Here is a 26,349-nt window from a genome sequence, read left to right as displayed (position 1 = left end):
TTTGCGAAATCAAAGGAGAGGCCCGTCGCGTAACACGCCCCCTCTGACGCGGCAAGACAGGAGTGCTCCGGGAGGCGTGCACACCCTCCCGGTCATTCCCTGGCTCACACCCGATGTCTGTATTTGACGCCCCGGGTATGGTGTTACCCGGAGCGTCGGCGGCTCAGGCGCGCTCGACGCGAAGCCGCGCGGGCAGGCCGTTGAGGCTGGCTTCCTCTTCGGTCCCGGTGAGGCCCTGGGGGCCCACGTGGATCTCGGAGGCCAGCGTCTCGCGGGCGATCTCCTCGCGGGCCGCTTCGATGACGCGCTTCACCCGGTCATCGCCGTCCGCCCAGAGGCGGATGCGGTCGGTGTAGCCCAGGTTCATGTCCTTGCGGGCGCCCTGCACGCGCGCCAGCAGCTCGCGCACCAGGCCCTCGTCCACCAATGCGTCGGTGAGCTGGGTGTGGAGCACGACCACGCCCACGCCCGCGCCCGCGGCGGCGTAGCCGGGCTGCGCCTCCACCAGCGTCTCCAGCTCCTCGGCGGGGAAGACCATCCGCTCACCGCCCACGTCGAGGGCCACCTTGCCCGTCTGGAGCAGCTCGTGGTGCAGCGCGCGGCCGTCGCCCGCGTCGAACGCCTTGCGCACCGGCGCGAGCTTGGGGCCCAGCCGGCTGCCCATGGCGCGCAGGTTGGGGCGCACGCGGTAGCGCACCACGTCCGCCTCCGGGCTGCCCGGCTCCACCAGCTTCACGGTGTGCACGTTCAGCTCGTCGGAGATGAGCGCCTGGTACACCGCCACGCGCTCCGTCAGCTCGCGGCGCGACAGGATGACGTCCGCGCGCGAGAGCGGCTGGCGCACCTTGAGCCGGTTGTCCGTGCGGACCTTGAGGCCCAGCGACACCAGCTCGCGCACCGCGCCCATCTCCGCGGCCAGACCCTCGTCGATGAGGCTTGAGTCCACGTCCGGGAAGCGCGCCAGGTGCACGCTCTCCGGCTGCGTGGTGGGCCACGGCTTGCCCACCAGGTTGCCCCACATCTCGTCCGCGAAGAACGGGATGAAGGGCGCGGACAGCGCGGTGAGGGTGGTGAGGGCCTCGTAGAGCGTGAAGTACGCGTCGGCCTTGTCCTGCTCGAAGCCCGGCGCCCAGAAGCGCTCGCGGCTGCGGCGCAGGTACCAGTTGGACAGCGCGTCCACCAACGCCACCATCCGCTGGGCCGCGTCGTACACCTGATACGTGTCCAGGGCCTTGGACACGTCCCGCAGGGTGAGCTGCACCTCGGAGAGGATCCACCGGTCCAGCACGGGCCGGGCCTTCACCTCGCGCCAGCCCTGGCTCTTGCGGATGGCCAGCCACGGCGCCTCGGTGGCGGCCGCGTTGCCCTTCGCCGGGTTGAAGCCGTCGATGTTCGCGTAGATGGTGAAGAACGAGTAGACGTTGCGCAGCTTGACCTGGAAGTCCTTCTGCAACAGCCGCACGTTCGCCAGCGAGTGGCGGGTGTTGGACCAGGTGGGGCTCGCCGCGTAGAAGAACCAGCGGAACGCGTCCGCGCCCGGGGCCTTGGTGGCGGGGTCCTTGAGCACCACGCGCTCCGTCGCGGCCAGCCGGGGCACCTCCACCGGCATCACGTCCACGCCGCGCGCGGACGGCTTCACGTCCAATTGCTGAAGCTCCTGCGGCGCCAGCAGCACCACGCGGCGCTTGAGCTTCTTGTGCACCTTCACCGTCACGGTGATGGGCGCGTCCGGCCGGTCCGGGCGGAAGAGCTGCACCCTGGCGCCCTCCTGCGTGTCCAGGCCCTCCAGGTCCTCGCGCGCGATGAGCGCCACGCCGGGCTCCGCGGGGACGCCGGCCTCCGTGGCGGTGAGCACCGCGAAGTCCATGCGCACCTCGTCCAGGATGATCTCCGGCGGGGTGTAGTTGCCCTTGGACTTGGACTCCTTCTTGCCTTCCTTGTCGGAGACGTGGCCCAGCACGATGCAGCTCTTGTACGGCATGGGCCATTCGCGCCGGGGCGACAGGCCCATGCGCTTCTGCGTCTCCTCGTCGAAGAGCAGCGTGCTGACCATCAGCAGCGAATAGAACCAGCCGCGCGTCTGGTCGATGGCCTCGGAGATGAAGTCCGCCGGGAACGCGCGGTTGAAGATCTCCTGCGAGCCCTCCGCGTGCGGGAAGCCCCACTGCGCGAAGGGCATGCAGCCGGAGTCGAACCACACGTCCACCACTTCGGGGACGCGCTGGAACCGGCCGCCCGCGCCGGGCTTCTCGTAGGTGACCTTGTCGATCCACGGCTTGTGGACCAGCAGGTGCTCCGCGTTGGACTCGTGCGGCTTGCCGGCGAGGAAGGCCTTCAGCTCCGCCTCCACCGCGGCCACGTTGTTGCCCGGCTTCTGGCGCAGCTCCGCGATGGACGCCACGGCCTCCGTCTCACCGGTCTCCGAGTGGATCCACAAGGGCAGCGGCGTGCCCCAGTAGCGCTCGCGCGACAGGGCCCAGTCCACGTTGTTGGCCAGGAAGTCGCCGAAGCGGCCGTCCTTGATGTTCTCCGGGACCCAGTTGACCTGCTGGTTGTTCGCCTTGGCCTGCTCGATGACGGAGGTGGTGCGGATGTACCAGGCGGGGCGGGCGTACTGGATGAGGGGGTCCTCGTCCGCGCGCCAGCAGAAGGGGTACTCGTGGCGGTACTGCTCCGTGTGGATGAGCAGCCCGCGCTCCTTCAGGTTGCGCTGCAGGTCCTTGTCCGCGTCCTTCACGAAGCGGCCGGTGACGAGCGGCACCTCGTCGGAGAAGGTGCCGTCCGGCTTCACCGCGCAGCGCATCTCCAGCGCGTCGGGGTTCTGGAAGCGCTGGCTGTCCTTGCGGTAGGCCTTGTAGTCGTCCTCGCCGAAGGCGGGCGCGGTGTGGACGATGCCGGTGCCGCTGTCCAGCGTGACGAAGTCCGCCGGAATCACGCGCCAGCCCACCGTGTCCGAGCCGCCGTCCTTGAGGGGCAGCGTGGTGTCCGCGTCCTTGGCGAAGTACGTGTCGAAGGGCGGCGTGTAGCGCTTGCCGACGAGCTCGCTGCCCTTCTGCGTGGCCAGCACCGGCAGGTCCTTCTTCAGCTTCTTCGCCAGCTCCTCGCGCAGCGCCGCGGCGAGGATGAGCTTGCGGTCCCCCGCGTCCACGGTGACGTAGTCCACGGACGGGTTGACGGCCGCGTACATGTTGGACGGCAGCGTCCAGGGCGTCGTCGTCCAGATGAGGAGCGCCGTGTCCGGTGCGTCGCGCAGCGGGAAGGCCACGTAGACGCTGGGGTCGTCCACCGTCTTGTAGCCCAGGCCCACCTCCGCGGCGGACAGCGCGGTGCCGCCGCGCGGCCACCACCACACCACCTTGTGGCCCTGGTACAGCAGGCCCTTCTTGAACAGCTCGGAGAGCGCCCACCACACGCTCTGCACGAAGCCGCGGTGATAGGTGACGTACGCCTCGTTGAGGTCCACCCAGAAGCCGATGCGCTGGGTCAGCCGCTCCCACTCGGCGGTGTAGCGGAAGACGGACTCGATGCAGCGCTCGGTGAACGGCTCCACGCCGTAGCGCTCGATCTCCGCCTTGCCGTGGATGCGCAGCTCCTTCTCGACCTCCACCTCCACCGGCAGGCCGTGCGTGTCCCAGCCCGCCTTGCGCGGCACGTAGTGGCCCCGCATGGTCTGGTAGCGGGGGAACAGGTCCTTGATGACGCGCGTGAGGACGTGGCCGTTGTGGGGCAGGCCGTTCGCGGTGGGCGGGCCTTCGTAGAAGACGAAGCTCTTGGCGCCCTCGTTCGCCTTGAGCGACTTCTCGAAGATGCCGCGTTCCTTCCAGAAGGCCAGGATGCGGCGCTCCTCGGCCGGGAAGTCCATCTCCACGGGGACCGCGTCGAACAGGGGCGAAGGCTTTTCAGACATGGTGGCGTGCTTGATACCACCGGACCGGCCCGCTGGCAGTGAATCCAGGCCCTTGCGACCTCCCTCGCTCGGCGGCGGACAGATTCGCCTAAGCTGAAATCCATGCAATTCCGCGCAGGCGGATGACCCCGGGTGGCTCCCGGGGGGCCCGTCCCCTTGCTGGGGCCCCCTTCAGCCGTCCCGGCGGGGTCGGGCGCGGCGCGACCCGCGGCCGGGGCGGGGGTCACCAGTCGGTGGGGCGGTAGTCCTTGAAGAAGTTGCCCCAGACGCACTCGCCGGTGTTCACGGAGGTGATGACGGGGTCGACGACGCGCGCGGCCCCGTCCACGATGTCCAGCGGGGGCTGGAAGTCCAGCTCCTGCACCTTGCGCTCGGCGTGGAGGGCGGGGTCCTCGTCCGTGACCCAGCCGGTGTCCACCGCGTTCATGAAGAGGTTGTCCCGCGCGTAGTCCGGCGCGGACGTCAGCGTCATCATGTTCAGCGCGGCCTTGGCCATGTTGGTGTGCGGGTGCTTGTCCGTCTTGGTCCAGCGCGAGAAGCTGCCCTCCATCGCGGACACGTTGACGATGTGGCCCGGCCGCGAGCGGTCCTTCAGCATCAGCGGCTTGAGCTTCCCGCAGAGGATGAAGGGCGCCACCGCGTTCACCAGGTGCACCTCCAGCATCTCCGCGGTGCGCACCTCCGACAGCCGCAGGCGCCAGGAGTTGGTGGTCCGCAGGTCCACCTGCTGGAGGTCCGCGTCCAGCCGGCCTTCCGGGAAGAGCGCGCGCGTGTCGCCCTCCTGCTCCATCGCGTAGGGGAGCAGCGACAGCGCCGCGGACGAGTGGATGCCCAACGCGGGGTCGCTGCTGCGCCACGTGGCGACGGGCAGGGACGTGCCCGCGTCACCCGCGTCGCCCGAGCCCAGGGCGGGACGGAGCGCCGCGACGCACGCCGCGTGCCCCGACAGCAGCGGGCGCACCTGCGGGGGCAGCGTGTTCAGGTCGCGCAGCTCGCCCTCCAGCAGGTGCTGGTAGAAGCCCGGCGGGCGGCGCACCGTCTGCGCCGCGTTGTTGATGAGGATGTCCAGCCGCTCGTGCGTCTGTTCGATGTAGCGGGCGAACAGCTCCACGCTGGGCGCGTGTCTCAAGTCCAGGCCGTGCACGTGCAGGCGGTGGGACCAGTCCGTGAAGTCCGGCTCGCGCGCGTAGCGCTGCACGGCATCCTGGGGGAAGCGCGTGGTGGCGATGACCCGCGCGCCCGAGCGCAGCAGCATCAGCGAGGCCTGGAAGCCAATCTTCACCCGCGCGCCGGTGATGAGCGCCACCTGGCCGGTGAGGTCCGCGCGCTGGGTGCGCCGCGCGTAGTTCAGGTCCCCGCAGGCGACGCACATCGCGTCGTAGAAGAAGTGCAGCTTGCGGAACTCCGCCTTGCACACGTAGCACTTGCGCGGCACCTCCAGCAGCCGCTCCGGCGTCTCCTGCGGCGGCGGTGGCGGCAGCATGGGCAGCGTGAGCACGGGGGCCTTGCGCAGCATGCGGATCTCCGTGCCGGAGCGCACGGCGCGGTCGTTCGCGCGCTGCTGGTCCTTGCGCTCCTTCTTGAGCGCGTTCGCCAGCCGGGCCTTGGCGGCCTTGTCCGGGTGGATGAGCCGGCTCGCGGCGGCCAGGAGCGCGTGGTGGTCCTCCTCCGGGATGCGGCGGAGCAGCACGCGGTGTTCGGCCAGGGTGTTCAGCAGCGCCGTGGCGCGGCGCACGTCCTCCTCGCGGATGTCAGGGGGGAGGGCGGGGTCCTGTGACGGCGGTGGGAGGTTCTCGACGGCGGAGTTCTTCACGCCCCGGTGCTTATCCTCCCGGGCGCTCCAGGGAAAGGCGTGCCTGCCGTGGGCTCGGGGGGCGGGCGGGCAGGCCGGCTCAGCCCGGGCCCAGCCGGCGCGGCGTCACCTCGCGCGCCCGGGGGACGCGGCGGAGGAGCGCGTCCGCGAAGCCGTATGCCAGCACCACGGCGTTGGCGGCGATGACGCCCAGCGACCACCGCGGCCGCTGTCTCGGCAGGAAGGCCGTGGTCGCGCCGTGTGTCGCTCCGTCCACCCGCGCCACGAAGGGGCTGTTGGCCACGCCCACCGGGATGTATCGCTCGCGACGGATGCGACGGGCGGTCCGCCCTCAGGCGCCCATGCGCCGATACATGAGGTCGGAGCGAAGCGCGTATTTGAGCCCCGCCGTGACCTCCGCGCCCTCGTGGAGCAGGTGGTGATTGAAGAGCAGCGCGGCGCCTGCCTTCGGCGTCACGGAGTGCCCGGAGGCGAAGAAGTTCGTCGCGCCTCCATGCGGGCAGTCGTTCAAGTAGACCATGAAGGTCAGCAGGCTGCGCTCGTCGGGGCTGCGCACGAAGGCGCCGTCGAAGTGCGGCGCGAAGTACTGGCCTGCTTCATAGCGGTAGCAGCGGAGCCGCTCGTTCGCCCCGCACAGCTCCCACTCGCGCTCCAGGCGGCGCGGCACGTGGGGGAGGATGCGTTCGAACAATGTCGTCGCCAGCGCCACGTCGTCGAACATCACCCGGCTGTTGTTCCGGATGTCGGGCCGCATCTCGAAGCCCCTCGACGTGGTGATGGGCGCCGCCGTCGGTCCCGCGCGCTCGATCCGCTCAATCAGCGCGCCGCATTCCTCGCCGCTGAGCAGGTGCTCCACGGTGATGATGAGCGGGTTGACCGTGCCGAGCGCCTCATCGGGATGGGGCAGGATGCGCATCGCGTGGAGCCTCCGAGGGCCGTGTCCTGGCCTGGAAAATCCGAGGGAACGAGGCCTCGGTTCCGCCACCGTCGAGCCCGTCTCCCTCGGGTGAACGGGCTCGATGAGACCGAAGCCGCCTCACAGTGACGCAGCGGCCGGATTTTGGATAGGACCCCCGGGCTCGCGGGCCATGCGCCCCGGGGAGCCCGGGGCGCTGGCCTGCTTCATCCGCCCTGGCTCAATCAGGAGTCGTAGCCGTAGTACCCGTTGAGCACGACGACCTTGCGCGTGGCCGGGTAGTAGAGGATGGCGCGCGTGTCGAACTCGTGGCAGTTGTGGCACGACACGCTCCCCGTGTAGAGCCACGCCTGGATGTCGCCGCCACCGGCGTAGGCATCAATCGCCTGGAGCAGCGCGGTGCCGTCGCCGTAGTAGTTGTTCGTGAAGAGGATGCTCTGCGTCAGGCCCGCGCGGTTGGTGTACGTGCCGTACGAGGGCTCCGGGAACCCCTGGTCCTGCTCCGCCACCTTCTGGACCACGCCCTGGATGGTGGGAGGCGAGGCCGGGCACGACGGCGTGCGGAACGCCGTGATGGGCGACAGGCCGTGCCACGCGCCGTTGTTGGAGCCGGTGTTCCACGTCAGCCGCGCGGGCTCCAGCGAGGACGCGTCGATGGACGTCAGCGACAGCGGCTGGGGCTGCCCCACGGTGCACGCGTTGGTGACGTACATGCAGCGCGACACCTCACGGTAGGTGCCACACGAGGCGAAGTCCGTCGTGCCAGCGGGCTTGTTCTGCACGCAGTCGTAGACGGCGGGCTGGCAGTTGGGCGTCGGCCAGACGTCGTACGCATCCCCGGTGGTGAGCGCCAGGCTGGTGACGCGCGCGACCAGGCGGCCCGTCTTCTGCACCGTGGTGCCGTTGTCGAGCGTCGCCGTGAAGGTGAGCGGCGTGGTGTGCGGGTCGATGGCCTGGTGCAGCGCCGGGTAGCGCCAGTCAATCTGGAAGGTGTCCGCGTCCACGCGAGACACCGTGGGCGCGCCGTCCGGCGCCGTCACGCTGAGCGACGTGGCGGCCACGTCCACGCTCCCGCGATACACGAGCGGCTCGTTGCCGCCCACCACGTAGCGGGGCGTGACGGCCTCCTCCACCCACACCGAGCTGGAGCCCCGGAAGTCATAGAAGCGCGGGGACACCTCGATGCGCGCCGTGTAGTGCGTGGGCGTGCCGGTGAAGGTGTCCACCGTCACGAACAGCGGCAGGCCGGACAGCACCGAGTTGAGCTCATAGCCCTCCGGTAGCACCACCTCCAGCCGACGCTCGCTGATGATGTTCGCCTCGCCAAAGGCGTCATCCGGCACGTAGCTGAACACATGGCTCAGGTAGCGGTTCGCCGTGGCGTGCAGGATGAGCGCGCGCACACCGTTGCGCGTCTCGAAGGTGCCCAGCGTCTCGAAGCTCAGGTTGAGCGACGCCTCCGTCGCGTAGAGCCGCTCCGCCGTCGCGGCGGCCGTGGTGGTGCCCGTCGTGTCCTCGACGGGCGGCTCCACGGGGGCGGTGGTGGGGCCGCACGCGGGCGCGGCCAGGGCCATGAAACAAGTGAAACCAAGGGTACGGAAATCCATGTGAAGCCTCCTGGAAGGGGAAGCGCCGCATAGCATGACCCACTGACAACAACGGAAATGCCCTGTGTCACGGACACGTGACGACGGCTTGTCGCGACGTCTTTGTCACGACGTCTTCTTGTTGAAGGTCTGGCTCCAGGTGGGGGCCGCCTTCGTGATGAGCGTCAGCAGTTCGGGAGGAAGGTCCTCGCTCCCGGTGAGGGGGCGGACCTCCAGCACATCGTCGTTGCCCATGCCGCCCGGGTAGCGGCGGGCCCACGCGATGGCCTCCTCCTTGGATTCGACCTCCAGCACATAGAAGCCGCCGATGAGCTCCTTCGTCTCGGTGTAGGGGCCGTCCTTCACGGTGGACTTCCCGTCCTTGAAGACGATGTGCGCGCCGCCCGAGGCGTGGCTGAGCCCTTCGGATGCGACCAGCACGCCCGCCTGGTGCATCTCCTCGTTGTATTTCATCTGCGCGATGAAGACGGCCTCGTCGAAGGGCGCGTCGGCCGGAGCGGGCGTGGGCTCCGGGGTGGACGGGCGGGGGAGGATGATGAATCGCATGGGGGGCTCCAGGTGGGGGCGGTTCGTGGTTCTGTCCGCGCGACGAATCACCGTGCCGTGAATCGACGGGGGCCACCACTTTCGGGCGCCGGCGTCCGGTGGGGAACGGGTCGTCGTGAGGTGGCCCGCCCGCCGGGAGGGGTGGGCGCTGGGGGCGGAGGTGCACACGATGACGCAGGGGGGCAGGGCGCGTCCGGTCTTCCCTGTGTCCACGCTCACCCCCAACCCCGCGAAGGAGCCTCCCGTGCCCTGGTTCGCCACCTCCCTGGTCCCGATGGTCGCCGTGCTCGCGGGGGTGGCGGGAGGCCCGGCCCACGCCCAGCCCGACGCCACCGACCCTGGGACGGCGCCCGCGGGCTCCGTGGAGGTGCTGGCGCGGATGGAGGGGCCGGGCCCGTCCGGCATCGCGGTGACGCCGGAGGGCCGCGTCTTCGTGGGCTTCCCTCGGCATGCGGACGACCACGCGAGCGCCACCCTGGCGGAGCTGAAGGACGGGCGGCTCGTGCCCTATCCGTCCGAGGCCATGAGCCTGCCGTCGGACGCGCCTCCGGAGAAGCGCCTGCTGTCGGTGCACGGCATGACGACGGACCGCCTGGGCCGCCTGTGGGTCATCGACGATGGCAAGCGCAAGGGCCACGACATCCCGGAGGGCGGCGCGAAGGTCGTCGGCATCGACCCTCGGACCAACGAGGTCTTCGCCAGCGTGACGTTGAAGCCGCCCGTGCTGCGCCCCGACAGCCACATGAACGACCTGCGCGTGGACCTGGGGCACGGCGCGAAGGGAACGGCCTACGTGGCCGACTCCTCCTTCGGCACCTCGCCCGCGCTCGTGGTGGTGGACCTGGCCTCCGGCAGGCAGCGGCGCGTCCTGGCCACGCACCCGTCCACCCAGCCCGACCCGGGCTTCCTCACGATGCTGGAGGGGCGCGCGCTCACCTACGACGCGAAGCACCCCACGTTCCCCGTGGGCGGCGTGGACGGGGTCGCGCTGGGCGAGGGTGGGCGGCGGCTGTACTACTCGCCCCTGAGCAGCCACCGCCTCTACAGCATCCCCACGGACGTGCTGGCGAACCCCGCCGCCTCCGACGTGCAGCTGGCCGCCAACGTGCGCGACGAGGGGGAGAAGGGCGCCGCGGACGGCCTGGCGGAGGACGCGCAGGGCCGCCTCTACACCACCGACTTCGAGCACGACGCCATCCTGCGCCGCTCGCCGGACGGCACCTTCGAGCGGCTGGCGTACGACCCGCGCTTCATCTGGCCCGACGGCATCTTCGTCGACGCCCGCTATGTCTACGTGACGCTGGGCCAGTGGAACCGGCTGCCGGACTTCAACGGCGGGAAGGACCGACGCGAGCCTCCCTACCTGCTGGTGCGCATCCCCAAGGAGCCCCCTCCCACGGTGCGCTCGCCCGCGGGGTAGGGCGTGCGGCCGGCCGGGCCCTGGCGCGGCGTGCCGGTGGGGGAGCCGACGCATCCCCATGGGTCGGACCCGGGTGGTAGAGCTGTCCCGCCATGGATGATCCAACCGACAGGGACGCCGAGCGCCGCCGGGAGCCCCGCAAGCCGAAGCCGCCCCGGAAGGTGTCGCCGCGCTACCTGGAGAACGCCGCGCTGCACTACCTCAAGCGGTACGCGGCCACGGTGAGCCAGCTCAAGCGCGTGCTGGCGCGCAGGGTGGACCGGTCCGTGAAGTTCCATGGCGGCGACCGCTCGGAGGCGATGGGGTGGGTGGACGCGCTGGCGGAGAAGCTCATCCGCAACGGCCTCATCAACGACCGGACCTACGCGGAGACGCGCGTGCACTCGCTGCGCGCGTCGGGCCGCAGCGCGCGGGTCATCACCCAGAAGCTGCGGATGAAGGGCGTGGCGCCGGAGCTGGTGCAGGAGAAGCTGGCGGAGGCCACCCAGGACGTGTCCGAGGACGCCGCCGCCCTCATCTGGGCGCGCAAGAAGCGGCTGGGCCCCTTCCGGCGGGACCCCAGCACGCGCGCGGACCACCGCCAGAAGGACCTGGCGGCGCTCGCGCGCGCGGGCTTCTCCTTCGCCATCGCGAAGCGCATCGTCGACGGGACGGCGGACGACGCGCCGCCCCGCCGCTGAAGGCTCAGTACATCTTCAGGTCATACATGGCGGTGGGGCGCCAGTCGCTCCCCGCCGGGACGCCGCGCAGGTCCGTCACCTTCACCGCGTAGACGCCGCCCGCCACGACGTTGGCCGTGGTCCGGTACATCTGGCACGACGGGGTGATTTGCGAGCACACCGTCGTCTGGGTGGACGCCAGGAGCTGGCCCAGCGTGCGGGTGGCGTAGGTGTACGCGTAGATGTCCACGCGCATCGTGGGGCCGTTGCGCAGGTTGTAGGTCTCCACCGTCATCACCTGGTTCACCGGCGTGGCCACCAGCACCCAGTCCACGTCGTTCTGGACGTGGAACGAGTGGTTGAGCTGCGGCGAGCCCGGATACGACGAGGCGGAGGTGTGCGCGTTGTCGTTCTCATAGGCGTCCGGCGGCGCCAACAGGCAGTTCTTCGGAGGGCTGAACCCGTTGTCGACGCAGACGTTGCCCACGCAGTTGCAGCCGGAGAGGCAGTCCGCTCCCGTGGTGCAGGCGCGCACGGGCGCCGTGTCGCAGTAGCCCGCGGGCGGCGGCGGACCGAAAGCCGAGACGCACTGGTTGCTGGTGCACGTACAGCCGGAGACGCAGTCGAGCGACGACGTACAGGCCCGCAGCCCCGACTCCTGCGTGGCCAGCGACTCCACGGGGGGCGCCTCCTCCGCCACGCTCCCACAGCCCACGGCGAACCACATCACTGCCGCCACGCTCCAATGCAGGACCTTCACGATGGACTCCTCCGGGTGGGGACACCGCCCAGGCACGTCATGCGCCGAGGGAGAATGTGTCGCATTCACCCGCAGTGAAGTCTGCCTTTCGGGGATTGGCCTGACAATCCTTATCAACCAAACACCGAGCGATTCTTGAGACCTCAGGAAGCGCGTTTATCGAGGGGCTTGCTGGCCCGTACGGAGCGTCTGGGAATGGATTGAGGCGTGTCAATTTGTAATGGCATTGATACTTTCCCGTGCGGTCGTTCCCCCCCCCTCGTACTCCCCCACGAGCCCCCATCCATGCCCCTGCCTCTCTGGACCATCGATCCGGCGCATTCGGCCGTGCTCTTCATTGCCCGTCACATGGTGGTGGCCCGCGTCCACGGGCGCTTCGAGCGGGTGTCCGGCACCCTGCGGGTGGACCCGCGAACCCCCACGCAAGGTGAAGTGGACGTGCGGGTGGAGGCCGCCAGCATCTACACCGGAAATCCCGAGCGTGACGCGCACCTGCGCTCACCGGAGTTCCTGGACGCGGAGGCGATCCCGCACCTCACGTTCAAGGCCAGCCAGTCGCACCCGGTGGGGGCCACGGGCTTCCAGCTCCAGGGAGAGCTGACGCTGCGCCGGGTGACGCGGCCCGTGCTGCTGGAGGCGCGCTACCTGTCCACCACCCGGGACCCCTGGGGGCAGACGCGGCTGCTCTATTCGGCGCGCACGTCGCTCCAGCGCTCCGACTTCGGCATCCAGTGGAACAAGGCGCTCGACAACGGGGGCTGGCTCATTGGCGAGAAGGTGGACGTGGAGCTGGACATCCAGGCCACGCCCGCGCAGGGCTGAAAACCCAGACACCCGTGAAGCGGCGGGTCCGGCCCTCCGGCGTGCGCGCGAAGGACCGGACCCTTCGGGGACTCTCCCCTGTCTGGCTTTGACTACTCCTGCAGTCGCGTGACGGTCAGCGCCGGGTCGCTGGCGATCTCCGCCTCCGTGAAGCGCATGTCCACCCACTGCTTCTGGGAGAACAGGGCCGTCTGGTCCGCGAACCAGGGCGAGGCCGCGTTGGTGGACTGGGAGTAGGTGAGGACGGACTTCGCCACGGGGCCCGCGTCGGTGAAGGACACGGCCATGACGAAGCTGGAGCCCAGGACGGGCTCGTAGGTGTTGTCCGGCAGGAGCTGGTTGCCAATCTGGTTGAAGCAGCCCTCTTCATGGCTGCAGCCGTGGATGGGATGGAAGACGCCGTTCTTGCGCTTGCCCTGCACGGAGCCCGTCGTCGCGTCCAGCGCGATGCCGCGGGCGCGCAGGGTGCGGATGGCGGTGCCCAGGGACTGGGCCACCTGCGGGTTCAGGGTGTTGAGCGTGCGGGGCGTGTTGACGGGGTCGTTCGCGTTGAAGGGGACCAGGTACGGCCCGCCCGTGACGCCCACCACGCTGAAGATGAACACGCGCCAGAGCAGCTCGCCCCGGCTGTCCAGGTTGCCCTTCAGGTCCCACGCGGCCAGCACGGGGCAGGCGGGGCGCAGGTCCTCGAAGGTGAGGTCCGGCATCAGCACGAAGGGCGTGCGGCGGCACAGCGCCACCGCTGCGTCGCGCAGCAGCTCTCCGGACAGGACGCGGTTGTTGAACGTCACGGCCTGCAGCTGCTCCAGCGTGAAGCGCTGGCCCTCCAGGCCGTCGGTGCCGGACAGGCGGCCCTGCACCATCTTCAGGCCCATGCGGGTGCGCAGGCTGCGCACGTTCTTCTCCCCGCCCAGGATGCGCGGGAAGCCGGTGAGGGGCTGGGCGGGGTTGGGCAGCCAGTAGCTGTCGTTGGAGTTGGTCACGTAGTCGGCGCGCGTCAGGCGCGGCAGGCGGCCCGGGCCGAAGATGCCCGGCTCCACCGCGTCCGCGTCGGTGCCCACGGCGCAGTCGGAGCGCGAGCCGTCCAGCACCGGCAGCCCCGCGGTCTGGAGGACGAGCAGCGGGATGGGAGACAGCACGCAGCGCAGGAGCTTGTCGTCGGTGACGTGGGGCACGACGCCCATGTCCGCGTAGGACGCGTGGCCCTGGGCGTCCGCGGCGACAGTGTTCACCCACGGGATGCCCTGCCAAGTGTTCTGCGCCAGGCGCAGCTCCTCCACGCTCGTCGCGCGGTCCATGGCGAAGAAGGTGTCCAGCACGCGCAGGTTGGTGGCGTTGGCGTCATGGAACGCGTAGCCCGTGAGCCCGTTCCAGGTCATCAGGCCGGAGGGGTACTCCATCATCGGGCCCAGGTGCGTGCGGTAGAACGTGTGCTGGCGGGACGTGAGCGTGCCGTCCGCTTCGCGCGCCCGCACCGTCACCGTGCGGGTGGTCATCTCCCGAACCTGTCCGTCGTACAGGTACTTCGTGGGGAAGCCCGGGACGAGCTTCAGCTCGAACGGGGTGAAGCGGTACGCGGTGGAGACGGTGTGGCTCCAGGCCAGCGTCTCGTTGTGCCCGATGAGGATGGCGGGCACGCCCAGGAGGCTGGCGCCGCTGACGTTGAGCTTGCCCGGCACGGTGAGGTGCGCCTGGTAGAAGCGCTCCGAACCCTCCCAGGGGAAGTGCGGGTTGGCCAGCAGCATGCCCTTGCCGTTGCGAGTGGCCTCACTGCCCAGGCCGAAGGCGTTGCTGCCCAGGCCCAGCGATTCGGAGCGCGGGAAGACGTCGCGGTCCAGGGTCGCGGGCACGGGCAGCGGCAGGGGCAGCGTGCCGTCCGGCAGCAGGGTGGGGGGCTTCGCGTCCACCAGCGCGTCCAGGAAGAAGCCGGAGCTGGCGAAGAGGCTCAGCTGGTAGTAGCGCAGGTACAGGTCGTGCTCGGTGATGGGCCGCACCCAGGCGGCGCCCCGGCAGCGCGCGTCCGGCAGCGCGTCCACGCCGGTGTCGCGCAGGTAGCGGTTGATGCCCGCCGCGAAGCCGCGCACCAGCTCGCGCGCATCCTGGGAGGGGCCCAGGGGCGGGGGCTTCGCCAGCAGGGCGTCCACGGTGCCGTCGTCCAGGACGGACTGGTAGAAGAAGTCGCTCTTCAGGTTGTTGAGGTTGCCGCCCAGGGCCGACAGGTACGTGGCGTCCGGCCCGAAGTAGCGGGCGCGCTCCGCGTTCACCGTCACCAGCACGTCCGCCAGCTCGCAGAGGTTGTCCTGCGCGAACGCGTAGCCGTAGCCGTAACCCAGGCCGGCGAAGTCGTCCGCCAGCACGTGGGGGATGCCGTGCGCCGTCCTCCGCACGGTGGCGGAGAGGCTGCCCGCGCCCAGCTTCACCGACGCCACGGGGCCCTCCGGGGCCTGCGTCGCGGGCGTCGCGGCGCGCGGCTCACAGGCGGTGGCCAGCAGCAGCGCCGTCAGCGGGAGCAGCCGGCCGCCCCGGGTCCTTCCAGCACGTCCATGCATCGAGGGGTTCCTTTCACGGTGGTGAGAAATTCCCTCCTAATTGTAGAAACGCATCATTCCTGGATCGCGCCGTCCCCCGTGGGACGCGCGAGGGCGGCGAGACAGGAGGGTGTTTCAGTCGCGACCTTGGGGGCTCGCGGGGCTTTTCCGGAGGCGAGCGGACTTCTTTGATTGCGTGTATGGCTTGGGGCCATCCGGGAGCCCGGTTGGCCACGGCGCATGGGCCCGGTGTCTGAAGGAAAGGAAACCAGGACATGAAACGGATGTTCGCGGGTGCGCTTGTCGTCGCGGCACTGGGAGCCACGGGGTGCGGTGGAGCGAAGGGCTCCGGGCCGGGCGCGGAGGTCGGTACGGGCATGGCGCGGCAGTCGTTGGAGGATGCGCGCGCGGGGCTGCGGGCCGCCGACCAGGCCATGTCCGACGCGGCGGAGAAGGTGGGCTCCGCGCAGGCGTTCGCGGAGTTCGTCGCGGACGACGCGGTGCTGCTGGTGGACGGCGTGTACGCCCAGCGGGGCAAGGAGGCCATCCGCGCGTGGCTCGCCGCGCACCCGCTGGAGGCCGAGGGCAAGGTGCGCTGGACGCCCGTGCGCTGGGACGTGAGCGCGGACGGGACGTTGGGCTACTCGCTGGGCAACGCGTCGGTGGAGTCAGGCGGCACGTCGGTGCGGCCCACCGGGCGCTACATCACCACGTGGAAGCGGCAGCCGGACGGGCAGTGGCGCGTGGCGGCGGCGGTGCGCAACGCGGACAAGACGCCGATGACGCCGCCCGCGGGCTTCACGCCCTCGTCCACGCTGCCGGCCGCGGCGCCTCGCGCGCTGGCGCCCGCCGCGGTGCTGGAAGAGGCGAAGGCCGCGGACATCGCCTTCTCCACCCAGTCCATCCAGGAGGGCATGGGCAAGGCCTTCGCCTCCTATGCCGCCGAGGACGCGGTGCTGCTCATCGGGTCCGCCGGCATCTTCGGCCACGGCGCCATCGCGAAGGCGTATGCGCCGTTCACCATCGACAAGGTCGACCTGCGCTGGGAGCCGGTGCTCGGGGACGCGGCCGGCTCCGGGGACCTCGCGTACACGGTGGGGCGTGCCGCCTACTCCGAGAAGAGCGAGCAGGGCCCGTCGGCGGTGGACCACATCAAGTACCTCACCATCTGGCGCCGGCAGGCGGATGGACAGTGGCGCTACGTCACCGACGGCGGCAACGCCAGCCCCGGCCCCCAGGGCCCGTGAGCCTCACCCGACGAGGGCCCGGCGCGCACGGCGGGCCCCTCGCCGGGACGGTCGTGGTAAAATTCCGTTAATTGATGAAATAGCTGTTTAGTCTTGTATCCCTGGCGGGTGCTCCGCATGAATGAACCTCCCCCGGTCGTGAGGAGTCCTCTTCATGCGTTCACCAGGCTTGTTTCGTCGGCTGTCGCTTCCGTTCGTCCCGCTGCTCGCGCTCGCGGCCTGCGGTCCCTCCGCGCCCTCCGTGTCCGAAGAGGCTCCGGTCATGACGGCGCAGGAGGCGGCGCTCACCGAGCTGCTCGTCAACGGCGCCTTCAACGCCGGGACGACGGCGCCGTGGTGGAACAACGCCGCCACGCAGTCCTGGGTGGAGAACAACCAATGGCGCGTGGACGTGGCGGCGAACACGGCCAACCCCTGGGACGCCATCGTCGGGCAGAGCGGCCTGACGCTCACCGCGGGCAGGACGTACACGCTGGCGTTCACCGCCACCGCGAGCGCCAGCGTCACCGCGCGCGCGACGGTGCAGCAGGAGGTGTCGCCCTATGCGTCCACGCTGAACCAGGGCTTCACGTTGGATGGCACGTCGCGGCGCTTCTCCATCCCGTTCACGTCCTCGCTGTCCACCGGCCAGGGACAGGTGACGTTCCAGTTGGGGGGCCGCGCCAACGCCGTCACCGTGCGGCTGGATGACATCTCGCTCACCACGGACGGCGGCTCCGGCTCCGGTCCGGTGGCGATGACGAGCGGGTTCTACGTGGACCCCAACTCCAACCCGGCCGCGTGGGTGCGCGCCAACGGGGGCGACGGCCGCGCGGCGCGCATCAACACGTCCATCGCCACGAAGCCGATGGCGCGCTGGTTCGGCAACTGGAGCGGGGACATCACCCAGGCGGTGTCCAGCTTCGTCGGCGCGGCGGACGCGGCGGACAAGCTGCCGGTGCTGGTGGCCTACAACATCCCCGGCCGAGACTGCGGCAGCCACTCCGGTGGTGGGGCGGGCAGCCCGGACGCGTACCGCGCCTGGATCGCCGCCTTCGCGCAAGGCCTGGGCGACCGGCCCGCGGTCGTCATCGTGGAGCCGGACGCCGTCGCGCAGCTGGACTGCCTCCCCAACGACGCCGAGCGCACGACGCGGCTGGGCCTGCTGCGCTACGCCTCCGAGCAGCTGCGAGACCGCGCGCCCAACACCTGGACGTACCTGGACGGCGGCAACGCGCGCTGGATTGGCGCCGACGCGATGGCGCAGCGCCTGGAGTCCGCGGGCGTGCGCAACGTGCGCGGCTTCGCCCTCAACGTGTCCAACTTCTACCCCACCGCGGAGACCGCGACGTACGGCAACGCGGTGAACGCCGCGCTCTCCAGCCGCTACGGCTACACGCGGCAGTACGTCGTGGACACCAGCCGCAACGGCAACGGCTCCAATGGCGAGTGGTGCAACCCGGGTGGACGCAAGCTGGGCACGCCCTCGCAGACGGGCGGCGGCGCGGAGCTGCTCCTGTGGGTGAAGGTGCCGGGGGACTCGGATGGGCAGTGCGGCACCGCCCCGGGCACGCCCGCCGGGCAGTTCAGCCCGGACCTGGCCTACCGGCTCATCGACGGGATTTGAGCCCCGTGCCCTGAACCCGCCCGGGCCCGTCCCACCGGGCCGGGCGTGGAAACGAAAGACGCCTTCCCCCGGCGCGAGGCTGGGAGAAGGCGTCGGGGGCCGCGGGGACGGCGTGGGAGCTAGCTGGACTCGCCCACGCTGAGGCGCCGGCTGGCGCCGCCGTTGCCCTTGCCGAGCGGGCCGGTGTGCTCCAGGTTCTCGCGGGCCAGGGCCTCGCGCTGCTCCGTCGTCTTGGCGGTGCCGTCCTTCTGCACCGTCATCACGCCGCCGCTGCCGTGCTGCTCCTGGGCCTCCGCGACGCTCTTCTTCAGGTCGCTGGCCTTCACCCAGTAGGCGCCGTTGACGGAGTCGCGCACGCGGTAGAGGTCGTCGTCGGTGCTGTCCGTCTTGCCCGGGTTCACGCCGTCGATGGTGAGCCAGTGCAGCTCGCCCCCCTCCTTCGGCTGTTCGCCCGGCGCCAGGGTCGTGTTGAGCAGGGCGTTGGAGTCCACCAGCGCCAGCGCCATCTGGCCGTTCTTCAGGGCTCCGCTCAGCGCGTCGGTGTCGACCTCGGCGGAGCCGTCCGTGACCTTGATGCCCATGGAGCCCAGGACGGCGCCCATCTCATCCGGGGTCGCGCCGTCGTCCAGGTTCACCTCCACGCGGTCCTTCACGCCCGCCGTCTCCGACGTGGCCAGGGTGTCCGCCTTGTTGCGCACCTTCTCGCGGGCCTCCTGCTGGCTCAGCGGGACCTCGTCGTCGCTGCTGGACTGCTCCAGGTAGGTGAGGGTGGCCTCCGCGCAGCCCTTCTTGCTCGTCTGGGCCACGGTCGTCTGGGGCGCCTTCCAGCCCTTGTCCTTCTGGGCCTCCGTCGCCTCGTTGACGGGGACCGCGGTGGCGGGGGCGGTGCCCGCGGGCGGCGGCGCGGCCAGCTCCGGCATCCCCATCTTCTTCGCGCGCTCCTCCTGGAAGGAGTCCAGGTACCGGCCCTCCGCGGCGTTGAGCGGCTTGGCGTCCGGCGCGTCCGGCAGGGGCTCCTTCACGGACTGGGCGGCGGCGGCCATCTCCGCGCGGGCCTGTTCCTGCGCCTGGCGGATCCGGGCCATGACCGAATCAATCCTGGAGCCGATGTTGAAGGCCATGGGGGGTCTCCTGTCACTGCCGGGTCTTTTGACTCCCCCCCATTATCCGCGGCGGACTTCGGAGGTTGCTTCCGGATTACAGGATCTGACGGGAGCGCGCGATTTCAGACGCAACCGGGCAGGCCGCCAGGCCGAAGAACCATGGAATCCTGGAATGAGGGGTACACTGGACCCATGGCGAACCGGAATGACAGGGACGACGGGCCTTCGGCGCCGGGCTCCGCGCCGCGCGTTTCAACGTCGCGCGAATCGTACGGTACAGGCCGAGGCAGCGCGCCCGCGACGGGACGTGGGGGTGGGGAGTCCACGCCCTCGCGCGGCGGGGCGGGGGCCGAGTCGCCGCGGCTCTCCTCGCGGCAGGTGGGCCGCTTCCTGCCGCTGAAGGTGCTGGGGCAGGGCGGGATGGGGGTGGTGTACGCCGCGTATGATCCGGACCTGGACCGCAAGGTGGCGCTGAAGCTGCTGCGCGTGAAGGGCGGCCACGAGGACCTGGAGCTGGGGCGGGCGCGGCTCTTGCGCGAGGCGCAGGCCATGGCGCGCATCTCCCACCCCAACGTCATCCCGGTCTTCGAGGTAGGGCAGTGGGACGAGCAGATCTACGTGGCGATGGCGCTGGTGGACGGCGGCACGCTGCGGGACTGGACGAAGGCGAAGGCGCGGACGTGGCAGGAGCTGCTGGACAAGTACCTGGCGGCGGGCCGGGGGCTGGAGGCGGCGCACGTGGCGGGGCTGGTGCACCGCGACTTCAAGCCGGCCAACGTGCTGGTGGGCCGGGACGGGCGCGTCTACGTCACGGACTTCGGGCTCGCGCGGCCCATGGGCGAGGTGGACGACGACGAGGAGGGGGACGGCGAGCGCACGCGGCCGGTGACGGGGGACGACTCGCCGCTCAACTCGCAGCTGACGCAGGCGGGCCTGGTGATGGGCACGCCGGCCTATATGTCCCCGGAGCAGTTCCGGGGCGAGCTGTTGGACTCGCGCTCCGACCAGTTCAGCTTCTGCGCGGCGCTGTACCGCGCGCTGTATGGCATCCGCCCCTTCGACCCGGACGAGCTGTCGCGGGTGGCCTCGCAGCTGCGGCCCCGGGGTGGGCCCGACGACGAGCCGGGCGTGACGGAGGCCGCGGTGGCGCAGGTGCTGCCGCTGTCGCCCATCCAGGAGCCGCCGCGCGAATCGAAGGTGCCGGCGTGGGTGCGCCGCGCGCTGATGAAGGGCCTGTCGCTGGAGCCGAGGGACCGGTTCCGCTCCATGGCGGAGCTGCTGACGGTGCTGGGGCAGCGGGAGCGGCGGGCGCTGGCGCGGCGGCGCGCGGGCGCGGCGGTGGCGGCCACGGTGGTGCTGGGCGTGGCGGGCGGGGTGGCGTGGTCGCGCACGAAGGTCTGCGAAGGCGCGCAGGGACTGGTGGCGGAGCGCTGGGGGCAGGACGCTCGCGAGAGGGTGACGCAGGCCTTCCTGGCCACGAAGAACCCGGTGGCGCAGGACATGGCGCGCCGGGTGGGCGACGTGCTGGATGACTACGGCGCGGAGTGGGCGAGGCAGCACACGCTGGCGTGCGAGGACACGCGGGTGCGAGCGGTGCAGACGGAGGCGCTGCTGTCCCAGCGCTTCGTGTGCCTGGAGCGGCGGCGCAAGGACCTGGGCGCGCTGGTGGCCACGCTGGAGACCGCGGACGTGGCGCTGGTGGACAAGTCGCTGGACGCGGCCTACGCGCTGCCGGCCCCGGGCGACTGCGCGGACGTGGAGTCCCTGGCGGAGCTCCAGCCCCGGCCGGCGGACCCCGTGAAGCGCGCGGAGCTGGACGCGCTGGAGGGGCAGCTGGCGGAGGTGAAGGCGCGCATCGACACGAGCCGGATGCCCAAGGCGCTGGAGCTGGCGCGGCAGGTGGAAGCGCGCGTGCTGGCCACGGGCTACCTGCCGCTGATGGCGGAGCTGCGCTACCACCTGGGGTGGGCGCGGGCGGTGCTGGGAGACAAGGCCGCGGGCGGCGAGGTGCTGGAGCAGGCCGTCTATGACGCCGAGGCGGGCCGGGCGGACCGGCTGGCGGTGTCGGTGATGAACAAGCTGCTCTACGTGGACGGAGAGCAGGCGCAGTACCCGCTCGCGCGGCGCTGGGGCCGGCTGGGCGAGGCGACGCTGAAGCGCGTGGGGGGGGACGCGGTGCTGGAGAGCGACCTCAAGGTGAACGAGGCCAACCTCGCGCTGATGCAGGACCATCCGGACGAGGCGCTGAAGCTGCTGGAGCAGGCCTCGGGGCTGCTCGCGAAGGCGCTGCCGGAGGGCCACCCGAAGCGGGCGCGGGTGACGTTCACGCTGGGGCGCACGCTCTTGGAGACCGGCAAGGCCGCGCAGGCGGTGACGGTGCTGAAGGACGCGCTCCTCCAGACGGAGAAGGCGATGGGGCCCGTGCACCTGGACACCGCGCGGCGGCACCAGGCGCTGTCCATGGCGCTGCGGGAGCAGCGGGACTTCACCGGGGCCCTGGAGCACGCGCGCGTGTCCGTGTCCCTGCACCGCACGCTGCTGGGGCCCGCGAGCGTGAAGCTGGCGGAGGCGCTGGATGAAGAGGGCATGAGCCTGCTCGCGCTCAAGCGCTACCCGGAGGCGCTGAAGGACTACGAGGAGGCGCTGGCGGTGAAGCAGGCGAAGCTGGGGCCGGACGACGAGCTGCTCCAGTACTCGCTGGATGGCGTGGGGCAGGCGCTCCTGGGGCTGGGCCGCGCGCGCGACGCGATCGCCCCGCTGCGGCAGGCGCTGGCGTTCAAGGACGCGCAGGAGGACTCGCTGGGCGAGTCCGGCTTCGCGCTGGCGCAGGCCTTGTGGAAGGAAGGCGAACAGGAGGACGCGCGCGGCGCGGCGTCTCAGGCGCTCGCGCGCTTCACGTCCGCGGGGCGCGCGTCGCAGGCGAAGGAGGTGGAGGCCTGGCTCCAGGCCCGGCCCGAGCGCCCGGCGAAGGCGGTGCCCGCGTCGGCGGTGCGCGGGGGCAAGCGCAAGCGGTAGGGCGTCAGCGGGGCGTTGGGGGCCTCAGCACTCGGGCAGGCCGACGCTGAGGTTCGCGACCTCCAGGACGTTGACCGCGAGGCCTCCGCGCGCGGTCTCCTTGTACTTGTCCTTCATGTCGCGGCCGGTGTCGCGCATCGTCTTGATGACCTTGTCCAGGCTGACGAAGTGCTTGCCGTCGCCGGACAGCGCCATGCGCACGGCGTTGATGGCCTTCACGGACGCCATCGCGTTGCGCTCGATGCAGGGCACCTGCACCAGCCCGCCAATGGGGTCGCACGTGAGCCCCAGGTTGTGCTCCATGGCGATCTCCGCCGCGTTCTCCACCTGGAGCGGCGTGCCACCCAGCACCTCCGCGAGCGCCCCCGCCGCCATGGAGCACGCGCTGCCCACCTCCCCCTGGCACCCCACCTCCGCGCCGCTGATGGACGCGTTCTCCTTGTAGAGCGCGCCAATGGCGCCGGCCGTGAGCAGGAACCTCACCACGCCGTCCGCGTTCGCCCCTGGCACGAAGCGCCAGTAGTAGTGCAGCACCGCGGGGATGATGCCCGCCGCGCCATTGGTGGGCGCGGTGACGACGCGCCCGCCCGCCGCGTTCTCCTCGTTCACCGCGAGCGCGTACAGGTTCACCCAGTCCAGCACCGTCAGCGGGTTGGTGAGCCCCGCCTCCGGCCGGCTGATGAGCCGCTGGTACATCGCCGCCGCCCGCCGCTCCACCTTCAGGCCCCCCGGGAGGATGCCGGGCGTGGTGCACCCGCGCGTCACGCACGCCTGCATCACGCCCCAGATGCGCAAGAGCCCCGCGCGGATGTCCTCCTCGCTCCGCCACGTCAACTCATTGCGCAGCATCACCGTGCTGATGGGCTGCCGCTCCCGCTCGCAGTGCGCGAGCAGGTCCGCCGCGGACTTGAAGGGCAGGGGCAGGGCGGTGGCCTCCGCGCGCAGCGGATCCGTCCCCGCCACCGCCTGCTCATCCACCACGAAGCCGCCGCCCACCGAGTAGTAGACGCGGCAGACCAGCGGCTCCGCGCCCTCGCCGAACGCGGTGAAGCGCATGCCATTGGGGTGGTACGGCAGCACCTTGCGCTTGTGCATCACCAGGTGCTCGCCGTCGCGGAAGGGGATCACCAGCCGCTGGAGCAGCGACACGCGCCCCTCCGCGCGCCAGTGCGCGACAATCGACGGCACCAACTCCACGTCCACGTCCTCGGGCGTGTCACCCCGCAGGCCCAGCAGCACGGCCTTGTCGCTGCCGTGCCCCTTGCCCGTCGCGCCCAGCGAGCCGAACAGCTCCACCTTGAGCCGCGTCACGCGCTCCAGGAGCCCCGCGTCCGACAGCCCCGCCGCGAAGGTGCGGGCCGCGCGCATCGGCCCCACCGTGTGCGAACTGGAGGGACCGATTCCAATCTTGAAGAGGTCGAAGACGCTGACAGGCATGGCGGCACCCACCATGCCATGTCCACCGCGCGCCGCATGTGCCACCCCGTTGACGACGCACTGCATGCATCCACTTCACGTCATGCCGGCCACAAGACGACACGTCGCGCGTGCGCTCACTCCTCCGTGCGTGGGGGAAGTTGCCATCCCAAGCATGACGCGAGCTGGCTAACCGGCCGCGGGCTGCGGGCCGGTGGCGGGCTGGGGCGGCGTGGCGGTCGTGCTCGGCCGGAAGGCGAGCAGGCGCAGGCCGTTGAAGACGACGAGCAGCGTGCTGCCCTCGTGGAGCACCACGGCCTGGCTGATCTTCGTGAGGCCCAGCACGGCCGCGACGACGAGCACCGCGCTGACGCCCAGCGCGATGACCAGGTTCTGCTTCATCACGGCGGTGGCCCGCTTGGACAGCTCCAGCGCGAAGGGCAGCTTCGCCAGGTCGTCGCTCATCAGCACCACGTCCGCGGTCTCCAGCGCCGCGTCACTGCCGGCGCCGCCCATGGCCACGCCCACCGCGGCGGCGGCCAGCGCGGGCGCGTCGTTGACGCCGTCGCCCACCATGGCCACCGCGTGCGTGCGGCCCAGGTCCTTCACCGCCGCCACCTTCTCCACGGGCATCAGCGGCGCCTTCGCCTCGTCCAGGCCCACCTGCTGCGCGATGGACCGCGCCACGCGCGCGTTGTCACCGGACAGCATCACCGTGCGCTCGATGCCGCCCGCCTTGAGCGCCTGCACCGCCTGCCGCGCGCCGCCGCGCAGCGTGTCCGCCATGCCCAGCACGCCCAGGTAGCGGTTCGCGCGGCGCACCACCATCGTCGTCTGGCCCGCCTCCTCCAGCCGCGCCACCTCCGCCGCGACCTCGGGAGGAACCGGCTCGCCCGCGAAGAGCGCCAGGCTGCCCACGGCCACCGCGTCGTCGCCCACCTTCGCGCGGATGCCCTGGCCGTGGATGGCCTCCAGGTCGCGGCCCACGGGCACGGTGACGCGCGCCTCCGCGGCGCCGTCCACCACGGCCTTGGCCAGCGGGTGCGCGGACAGGGCCTCCACGCCGGCCGCGGTGCCCAGCAGCTCCTCGCGCGTCACGCCCGGCGCGGTCCAGGTGGTGAGCAGCCGGGGGCGGCCCACGGTGAGGGTGCCGGTCTTGTCGAAGGCGACGGCGCGGATCCCGCTGAGCAGCTCCAGGTAGATGCCGCCCTTGATGAGCACGCCGCCGCGCGCCGCGGACGCCACCGCGGAGAGGACCGCGGACGGCGTGGAGATGGCGAGCGCGCACGGCGACGCGGCCACCAGCAGGCCCACCGCGCGCAGCACCGCCTCCTTCACGTCCGTGCCCGTCAGCACGAGCACCACGGGGAACACCACGGCGGAGGCCATCACGAGCGGCGCCACGGTGCGCTCCAGGCGCTGGGCGAAGCGCTGCCGGCGGCCCTTCTGCGCCTCCGCCTGCGCCACCATGTCCACCACGCGCGCCAGGACGGACTCCGACGACAGGCGCGTCACCTCCACCTCCAGCGCCGCCTCGCAGTTGATGGTGCCGGAGAACACCTCGTCGCCCGGCTTGCGCGCCACCGGCATGGACTCACCGGTGATGGCCGCCTGGTCCAGGGAGCTCTTGCCCTCGCGGATGATGCCGTCCAGCGGGACGCGGTCCCCGGGGCGCACGACGATGCGCTCGCCTCGCGCCACGTCCGCCACCGGCACCTCCACCACCTCCGCGCCCCGGCGCACGCGCGCCACCTCCGGGCGCAGCTGGCCCAGCGCTTCGATGGAGCGGCGCGCCTTCTCCATGGCCCGGTGCTCCAGCGCGTGGCCCGCGCTGAAGAGGAAGAGCAGGAACGCGCCCTCGAACCACGCGCCGAGCACCGCCGCGCCCAGCGCCGCCACCACCATCATCGTCTCGATGTCGATGCGCAGCTGCGCGATGGACCGCACCGAGCCCCGGATGGCGAAGAAGCCGCCGCTCGCCATCGACAGCGCCCAGAGGACCGTGGCCCAAAGCGGTGGCGCCAGCGCGAAGTGCTCCACGACGAAGCCCGCCGCCAGCAGCGCGCCCGAGGCGACCACCAGGGGCAGCTCCAGCAGGGGCGCGAGCCCGCCGCCATGCGCATGGTGCGAGCAGGCATGGCCCGCCATGGGCACCTCCAGCCCGTACCCGAGCGCCTTCACCCGGGCCTCCACGTCCGGAAGCTTCAGTTCCTCCTTGTCGTATTCGATGACCAGGCGTTCGCTGGCGTACGCGACGCTGGCGGTGAGCACGCCCTTCATCTTCGCGACCGCGTGCTCGATGACCTGGGCCGCGTCCGCGGAGCTCATCCCGCGCACGAACCAGGTGTGGTGCAGGTAGCGCGCGGCCACCTGCGCCCCCGTCTTCCGCGCGAGCGTCACCAGCTGCGACGCGCTCACCAGCGACGGCTGGTAGTGGATGCACACCTCCGCATGGCCCGCGTCACGGCGCAGGTGCACGTCGGTGATGCCTCGCTGCGACTCCAGCGCCGCCTCCAGCCGCTCGAAGCGGCCCTGGTCGTCCGTCTCTCCCGGCAGCGTGCCCTCCAGGTCCAGCTGGAGCGCGGCGCCGCCTCCCTCCGCGGGACGGTAGGCCGGCGGACGGATGACGCGCTGGGAGTGGGCATGGCCGTGGTGGTCATGCCCGTGGTCGTGGCCATGGGAGCAGGAGGGCCCGTGCACGTGGGCCTCGCCGTGCGCATGCGCGTGCCCGGAGTGGTCGTGGCCATGATGATCAGGGCCTTCGTGGCCGTGGTCGCACGAGGGCCCGTGGACGTGGCGCTGCACGGCGTTGCCGCCGGGTCGCGCCTCCTTGAGGCCCTGGATGTTCAACGACCCGAACCGCGACCCGCTCTTCTTCTGCTCCGACATGGCTGGGATTCCTGACGCCTAGGCCGTGTCTGATGGATGTGGGAGCGCCGGTTGTTGTCTCCGCAAGGAGGCAAGGCGAGATGATGCGCTACGAG

17 protein-coding genes are annotated in these 26,349 nt (G+C 71.1%); 6 read left to right on the top strand and 11 right to left on the bottom strand.

Going from position 1 to position 26,349, the window contains the following annotated elements; translation table 11 throughout:
• Positions 1-163 precede the first annotated feature (163 nt).
• The 6 genes from ileS to GTY96_RS24875 form a co-directional block, all read right to left on the bottom strand.
• Positions 164-3,907, bottom strand: a complete 3,744-nt coding sequence (gene ileS / locus GTY96_RS24900) for an isoleucine--tRNA ligase (protein WP_161666000.1) — start codon at positions 3,905-3,907, stop codon at positions 164-166.
• 223 nt (positions 3,908-4,130) lie between these two features.
• On the bottom strand, positions 4,131-5,720 hold the full coding sequence (locus tag GTY96_RS24895) for an SDR family NAD(P)-dependent oxidoreductase (protein WP_143905266.1): 1,590 nt from the start codon (positions 5,718-5,720) through the stop codon (positions 4,131-4,133).
• A gap of 79 nt (positions 5,721-5,799) precedes the next feature.
• Entirely contained in the window at positions 5,800-6,003 is a 204-nt protein-coding gene (locus GTY96_RS24890; RefSeq protein WP_201756376.1) for a hypothetical protein, read from the bottom strand.
• A gap of 48 nt (positions 6,004-6,051) precedes the next feature.
• On the bottom strand, positions 6,052-6,636 hold the full coding sequence (locus GTY96_RS24885) for a prolyl hydroxylase family protein (protein ID WP_143905265.1): 585 nt from the start codon (positions 6,634-6,636) through the stop codon (positions 6,052-6,054).
• A 224-nt stretch (positions 6,637-6,860) separates the two neighbouring features.
• Positions 6,861-8,243: a hypothetical protein gene (locus GTY96_RS24880; protein WP_143905264.1), complete on the bottom strand. Its 1,383-nt coding sequence runs from the start codon at positions 8,241-8,243 to the stop codon at positions 6,861-6,863.
• A gap of 105 nt (positions 8,244-8,348) precedes the next feature.
• Positions 8,349-8,789: a YciI family protein gene (locus GTY96_RS24875; RefSeq protein ID WP_143905263.1), complete on the bottom strand. Its 441-nt coding sequence runs from the start codon at positions 8,787-8,789 to the stop codon at positions 8,349-8,351.
• Positions 8,790-8,904: 115 nt separating this feature from the next.
• On the opposite strand from GTY96_RS24875, the gene GTY96_RS38595 reads away from it, so the two are divergent.
• Together GTY96_RS38595 and GTY96_RS24865 are read left to right on the top strand one after the other, a co-directional pair.
• Positions 8,905-10,209, top strand: a complete 1,305-nt coding sequence (locus GTY96_RS38595) for an L-dopachrome tautomerase-related protein (RefSeq protein WP_328700995.1) — start codon at positions 8,905-8,907, stop codon at positions 10,207-10,209.
• A gap of 92 nt (positions 10,210-10,301) precedes the next feature.
• Positions 10,302-10,889 (top strand): regulatory protein RecX, encoded by a 588-nt coding sequence (locus tag GTY96_RS24865; protein WP_143905262.1) that lies wholly within the window; start codon positions 10,302-10,304, stop codon positions 10,887-10,889.
• A gap of 4 nt (positions 10,890-10,893) precedes the next feature.
• Here GTY96_RS24865 and GTY96_RS24860 read toward each other — a convergent pair whose 3' ends face one another.
• Entirely contained in the window at positions 10,894-11,628 is a 735-nt protein-coding gene (locus GTY96_RS24860; protein ID WP_143905261.1) for a hypothetical protein, read from the bottom strand.
• Positions 11,629-11,913: 285 nt separating this feature from the next.
• On the opposite strand from GTY96_RS24860, the gene GTY96_RS24855 reads away from it, so the two are divergent.
• Entirely contained in the window at positions 11,914-12,450 is a 537-nt protein-coding gene (locus GTY96_RS24855; protein WP_143905260.1) for a YceI family protein, read from the top strand.
• Positions 12,451-12,542: 92 nt separating this feature from the next.
• Here GTY96_RS24855 and GTY96_RS24850 read toward each other — a convergent pair whose 3' ends face one another.
• Complete coding sequence (locus tag GTY96_RS24850; RefSeq protein ID WP_161665999.1) at positions 12,543-14,999, bottom strand: acylase; 2,457 nt, start codon at positions 14,997-14,999, stop codon at positions 12,543-12,545.
• 254 nt (positions 15,000-15,253) lie between these two features.
• Here GTY96_RS24850 and GTY96_RS24845 point away from each other — a divergent pair, with 254 nt between their 5' ends.
• Positions 15,254-16,225, top strand: a complete 972-nt coding sequence (locus GTY96_RS24845) for a YybH family protein (protein ID WP_143905258.1) — start codon at positions 15,254-15,256, stop codon at positions 16,223-16,225.
• A 154-nt stretch (positions 16,226-16,379) separates the two neighbouring features.
• Positions 16,380-17,831 (top strand): glycoside hydrolase family 6 protein, encoded by a 1,452-nt coding sequence (locus tag GTY96_RS24840; protein WP_161665998.1) that lies wholly within the window; start codon positions 16,380-16,382, stop codon positions 17,829-17,831.
• Between the two features lie 119 nt (positions 17,832-17,950).
• On the opposite strand, the gene GTY96_RS24835 is transcribed toward GTY96_RS24840, so the two are convergent.
• A complete protein-coding gene (locus GTY96_RS24835) occupies positions 17,951-18,952 on the bottom strand; it encodes a hypothetical protein (RefSeq protein ID WP_161665997.1) in 1,002 nt (333 codons plus the stop codon).
• 174 nt (positions 18,953-19,126) lie between these two features.
• On the opposite strand from GTY96_RS24835, the gene GTY96_RS38350 reads away from it, so the two are divergent.
• A complete protein-coding gene (locus tag GTY96_RS38350; protein ID WP_161665996.1) occupies positions 19,127-21,949 on the top strand; it encodes a serine/threonine-protein kinase in 2,823 nt (940 codons plus the stop codon).
• A gap of 24 nt (positions 21,950-21,973) precedes the next feature.
• Here GTY96_RS38350 and GTY96_RS24825 read toward each other — a convergent pair whose 3' ends face one another.
• Both GTY96_RS24825 and GTY96_RS24820 read right to left on the bottom strand, forming a co-directional pair.
• The gene (locus GTY96_RS24825; protein WP_143905254.1) at positions 21,974-23,386 is read right to left on the bottom strand and encodes an L-serine ammonia-lyase; all 1,413 of its coding nucleotides are present in this window, start codon (positions 23,384-23,386) and stop codon (positions 21,974-21,976) included.
• A gap of 168 nt (positions 23,387-23,554) precedes the next feature.
• On the bottom strand, positions 23,555-26,254 hold the full coding sequence (locus GTY96_RS24820; protein WP_161665995.1) for a heavy metal translocating P-type ATPase: 2,700 nt from the start codon (positions 26,252-26,254) through the stop codon (positions 23,555-23,557).
• Between the last annotated feature and the right edge of the window lie 95 nt (positions 26,255-26,349).

It is taken from the genome of Corallococcus silvisoli (assembly GCF_009909145.1).
Classification (GTDB): domain Bacteria; phylum Myxococcota; class Myxococcia; order Myxococcales; family Myxococcaceae; genus Corallococcus; species Corallococcus silvisoli.
Note: the sequence above shows the minus strand (reverse complement) of the source record. Positions and strands in the feature narration are given on the sequence as shown.

What these genes read in the sequence shown, in the direction of transcription:
- ileS (WP_161666000.1), bottom strand. Translation starts at nt 3,907, where the DNA reads ATGTCTGAAAAGCCTTCGCCCCTGTTCGACGCGGTCCCCGTGGAGATG.
- GTY96_RS24885 (WP_143905265.1), bottom strand. Translation starts at nt 6,636, where the DNA reads ATGCGCATCCTGCCCCATCCCGATGAGGCGCTCGGCACGGTCAACCCG.
- GTY96_RS24880 (WP_143905264.1), bottom strand. Translation starts at nt 8,243, where the DNA reads ATGGATTTCCGTACCCTTGGTTTCACTTGTTTCATGGCCCTGGCCGCG.
- GTY96_RS24875 (WP_143905263.1), bottom strand. Translation starts at nt 8,789, where the DNA reads ATGCGATTCATCATCCTCCCCCGCCCGTCCACCCCGGAGCCCACGCCC.
- GTY96_RS24865 (WP_143905262.1), top strand. Translation starts at nt 10,302, where the DNA reads ATGGATGATCCAACCGACAGGGACGCCGAGCGCCGCCGGGAGCCCCGC.
- GTY96_RS24855 (WP_143905260.1), top strand. Translation starts at nt 11,914, where the DNA reads ATGCCCCTGCCTCTCTGGACCATCGATCCGGCGCATTCGGCCGTGCTC.
- GTY96_RS24850 (WP_161665999.1), bottom strand. Translation starts at nt 14,999, where the DNA reads ATGCATGGACGTGCTGGAAGGACCCGGGGCGGCCGGCTGCTCCCGCTG.
- GTY96_RS24845 (WP_143905258.1), top strand. Translation starts at nt 15,254, where the DNA reads ATGAAACGGATGTTCGCGGGTGCGCTTGTCGTCGCGGCACTGGGAGCC.
- GTY96_RS24840 (WP_161665998.1), top strand. Translation starts at nt 16,380, where the DNA reads ATGCGTTCACCAGGCTTGTTTCGTCGGCTGTCGCTTCCGTTCGTCCCG.
- GTY96_RS24835 (WP_161665997.1), bottom strand. Translation starts at nt 18,952, where the DNA reads ATGGCCTTCAACATCGGCTCCAGGATTGATTCGGTCATGGCCCGGATC.
- GTY96_RS38350 (WP_161665996.1), top strand. Translation starts at nt 19,127, where the DNA reads ATGGCGAACCGGAATGACAGGGACGACGGGCCTTCGGCGCCGGGCTCC.
- GTY96_RS24825 (WP_143905254.1), bottom strand. Translation starts at nt 23,386, where the DNA reads ATGCCTGTCAGCGTCTTCGACCTCTTCAAGATTGGAATCGGTCCCTCC.
- GTY96_RS24820 (WP_161665995.1), bottom strand. Translation starts at nt 26,254, where the DNA reads ATGTCGGAGCAGAAGAAGAGCGGGTCGCGGTTCGGGTCGTTGAACATC.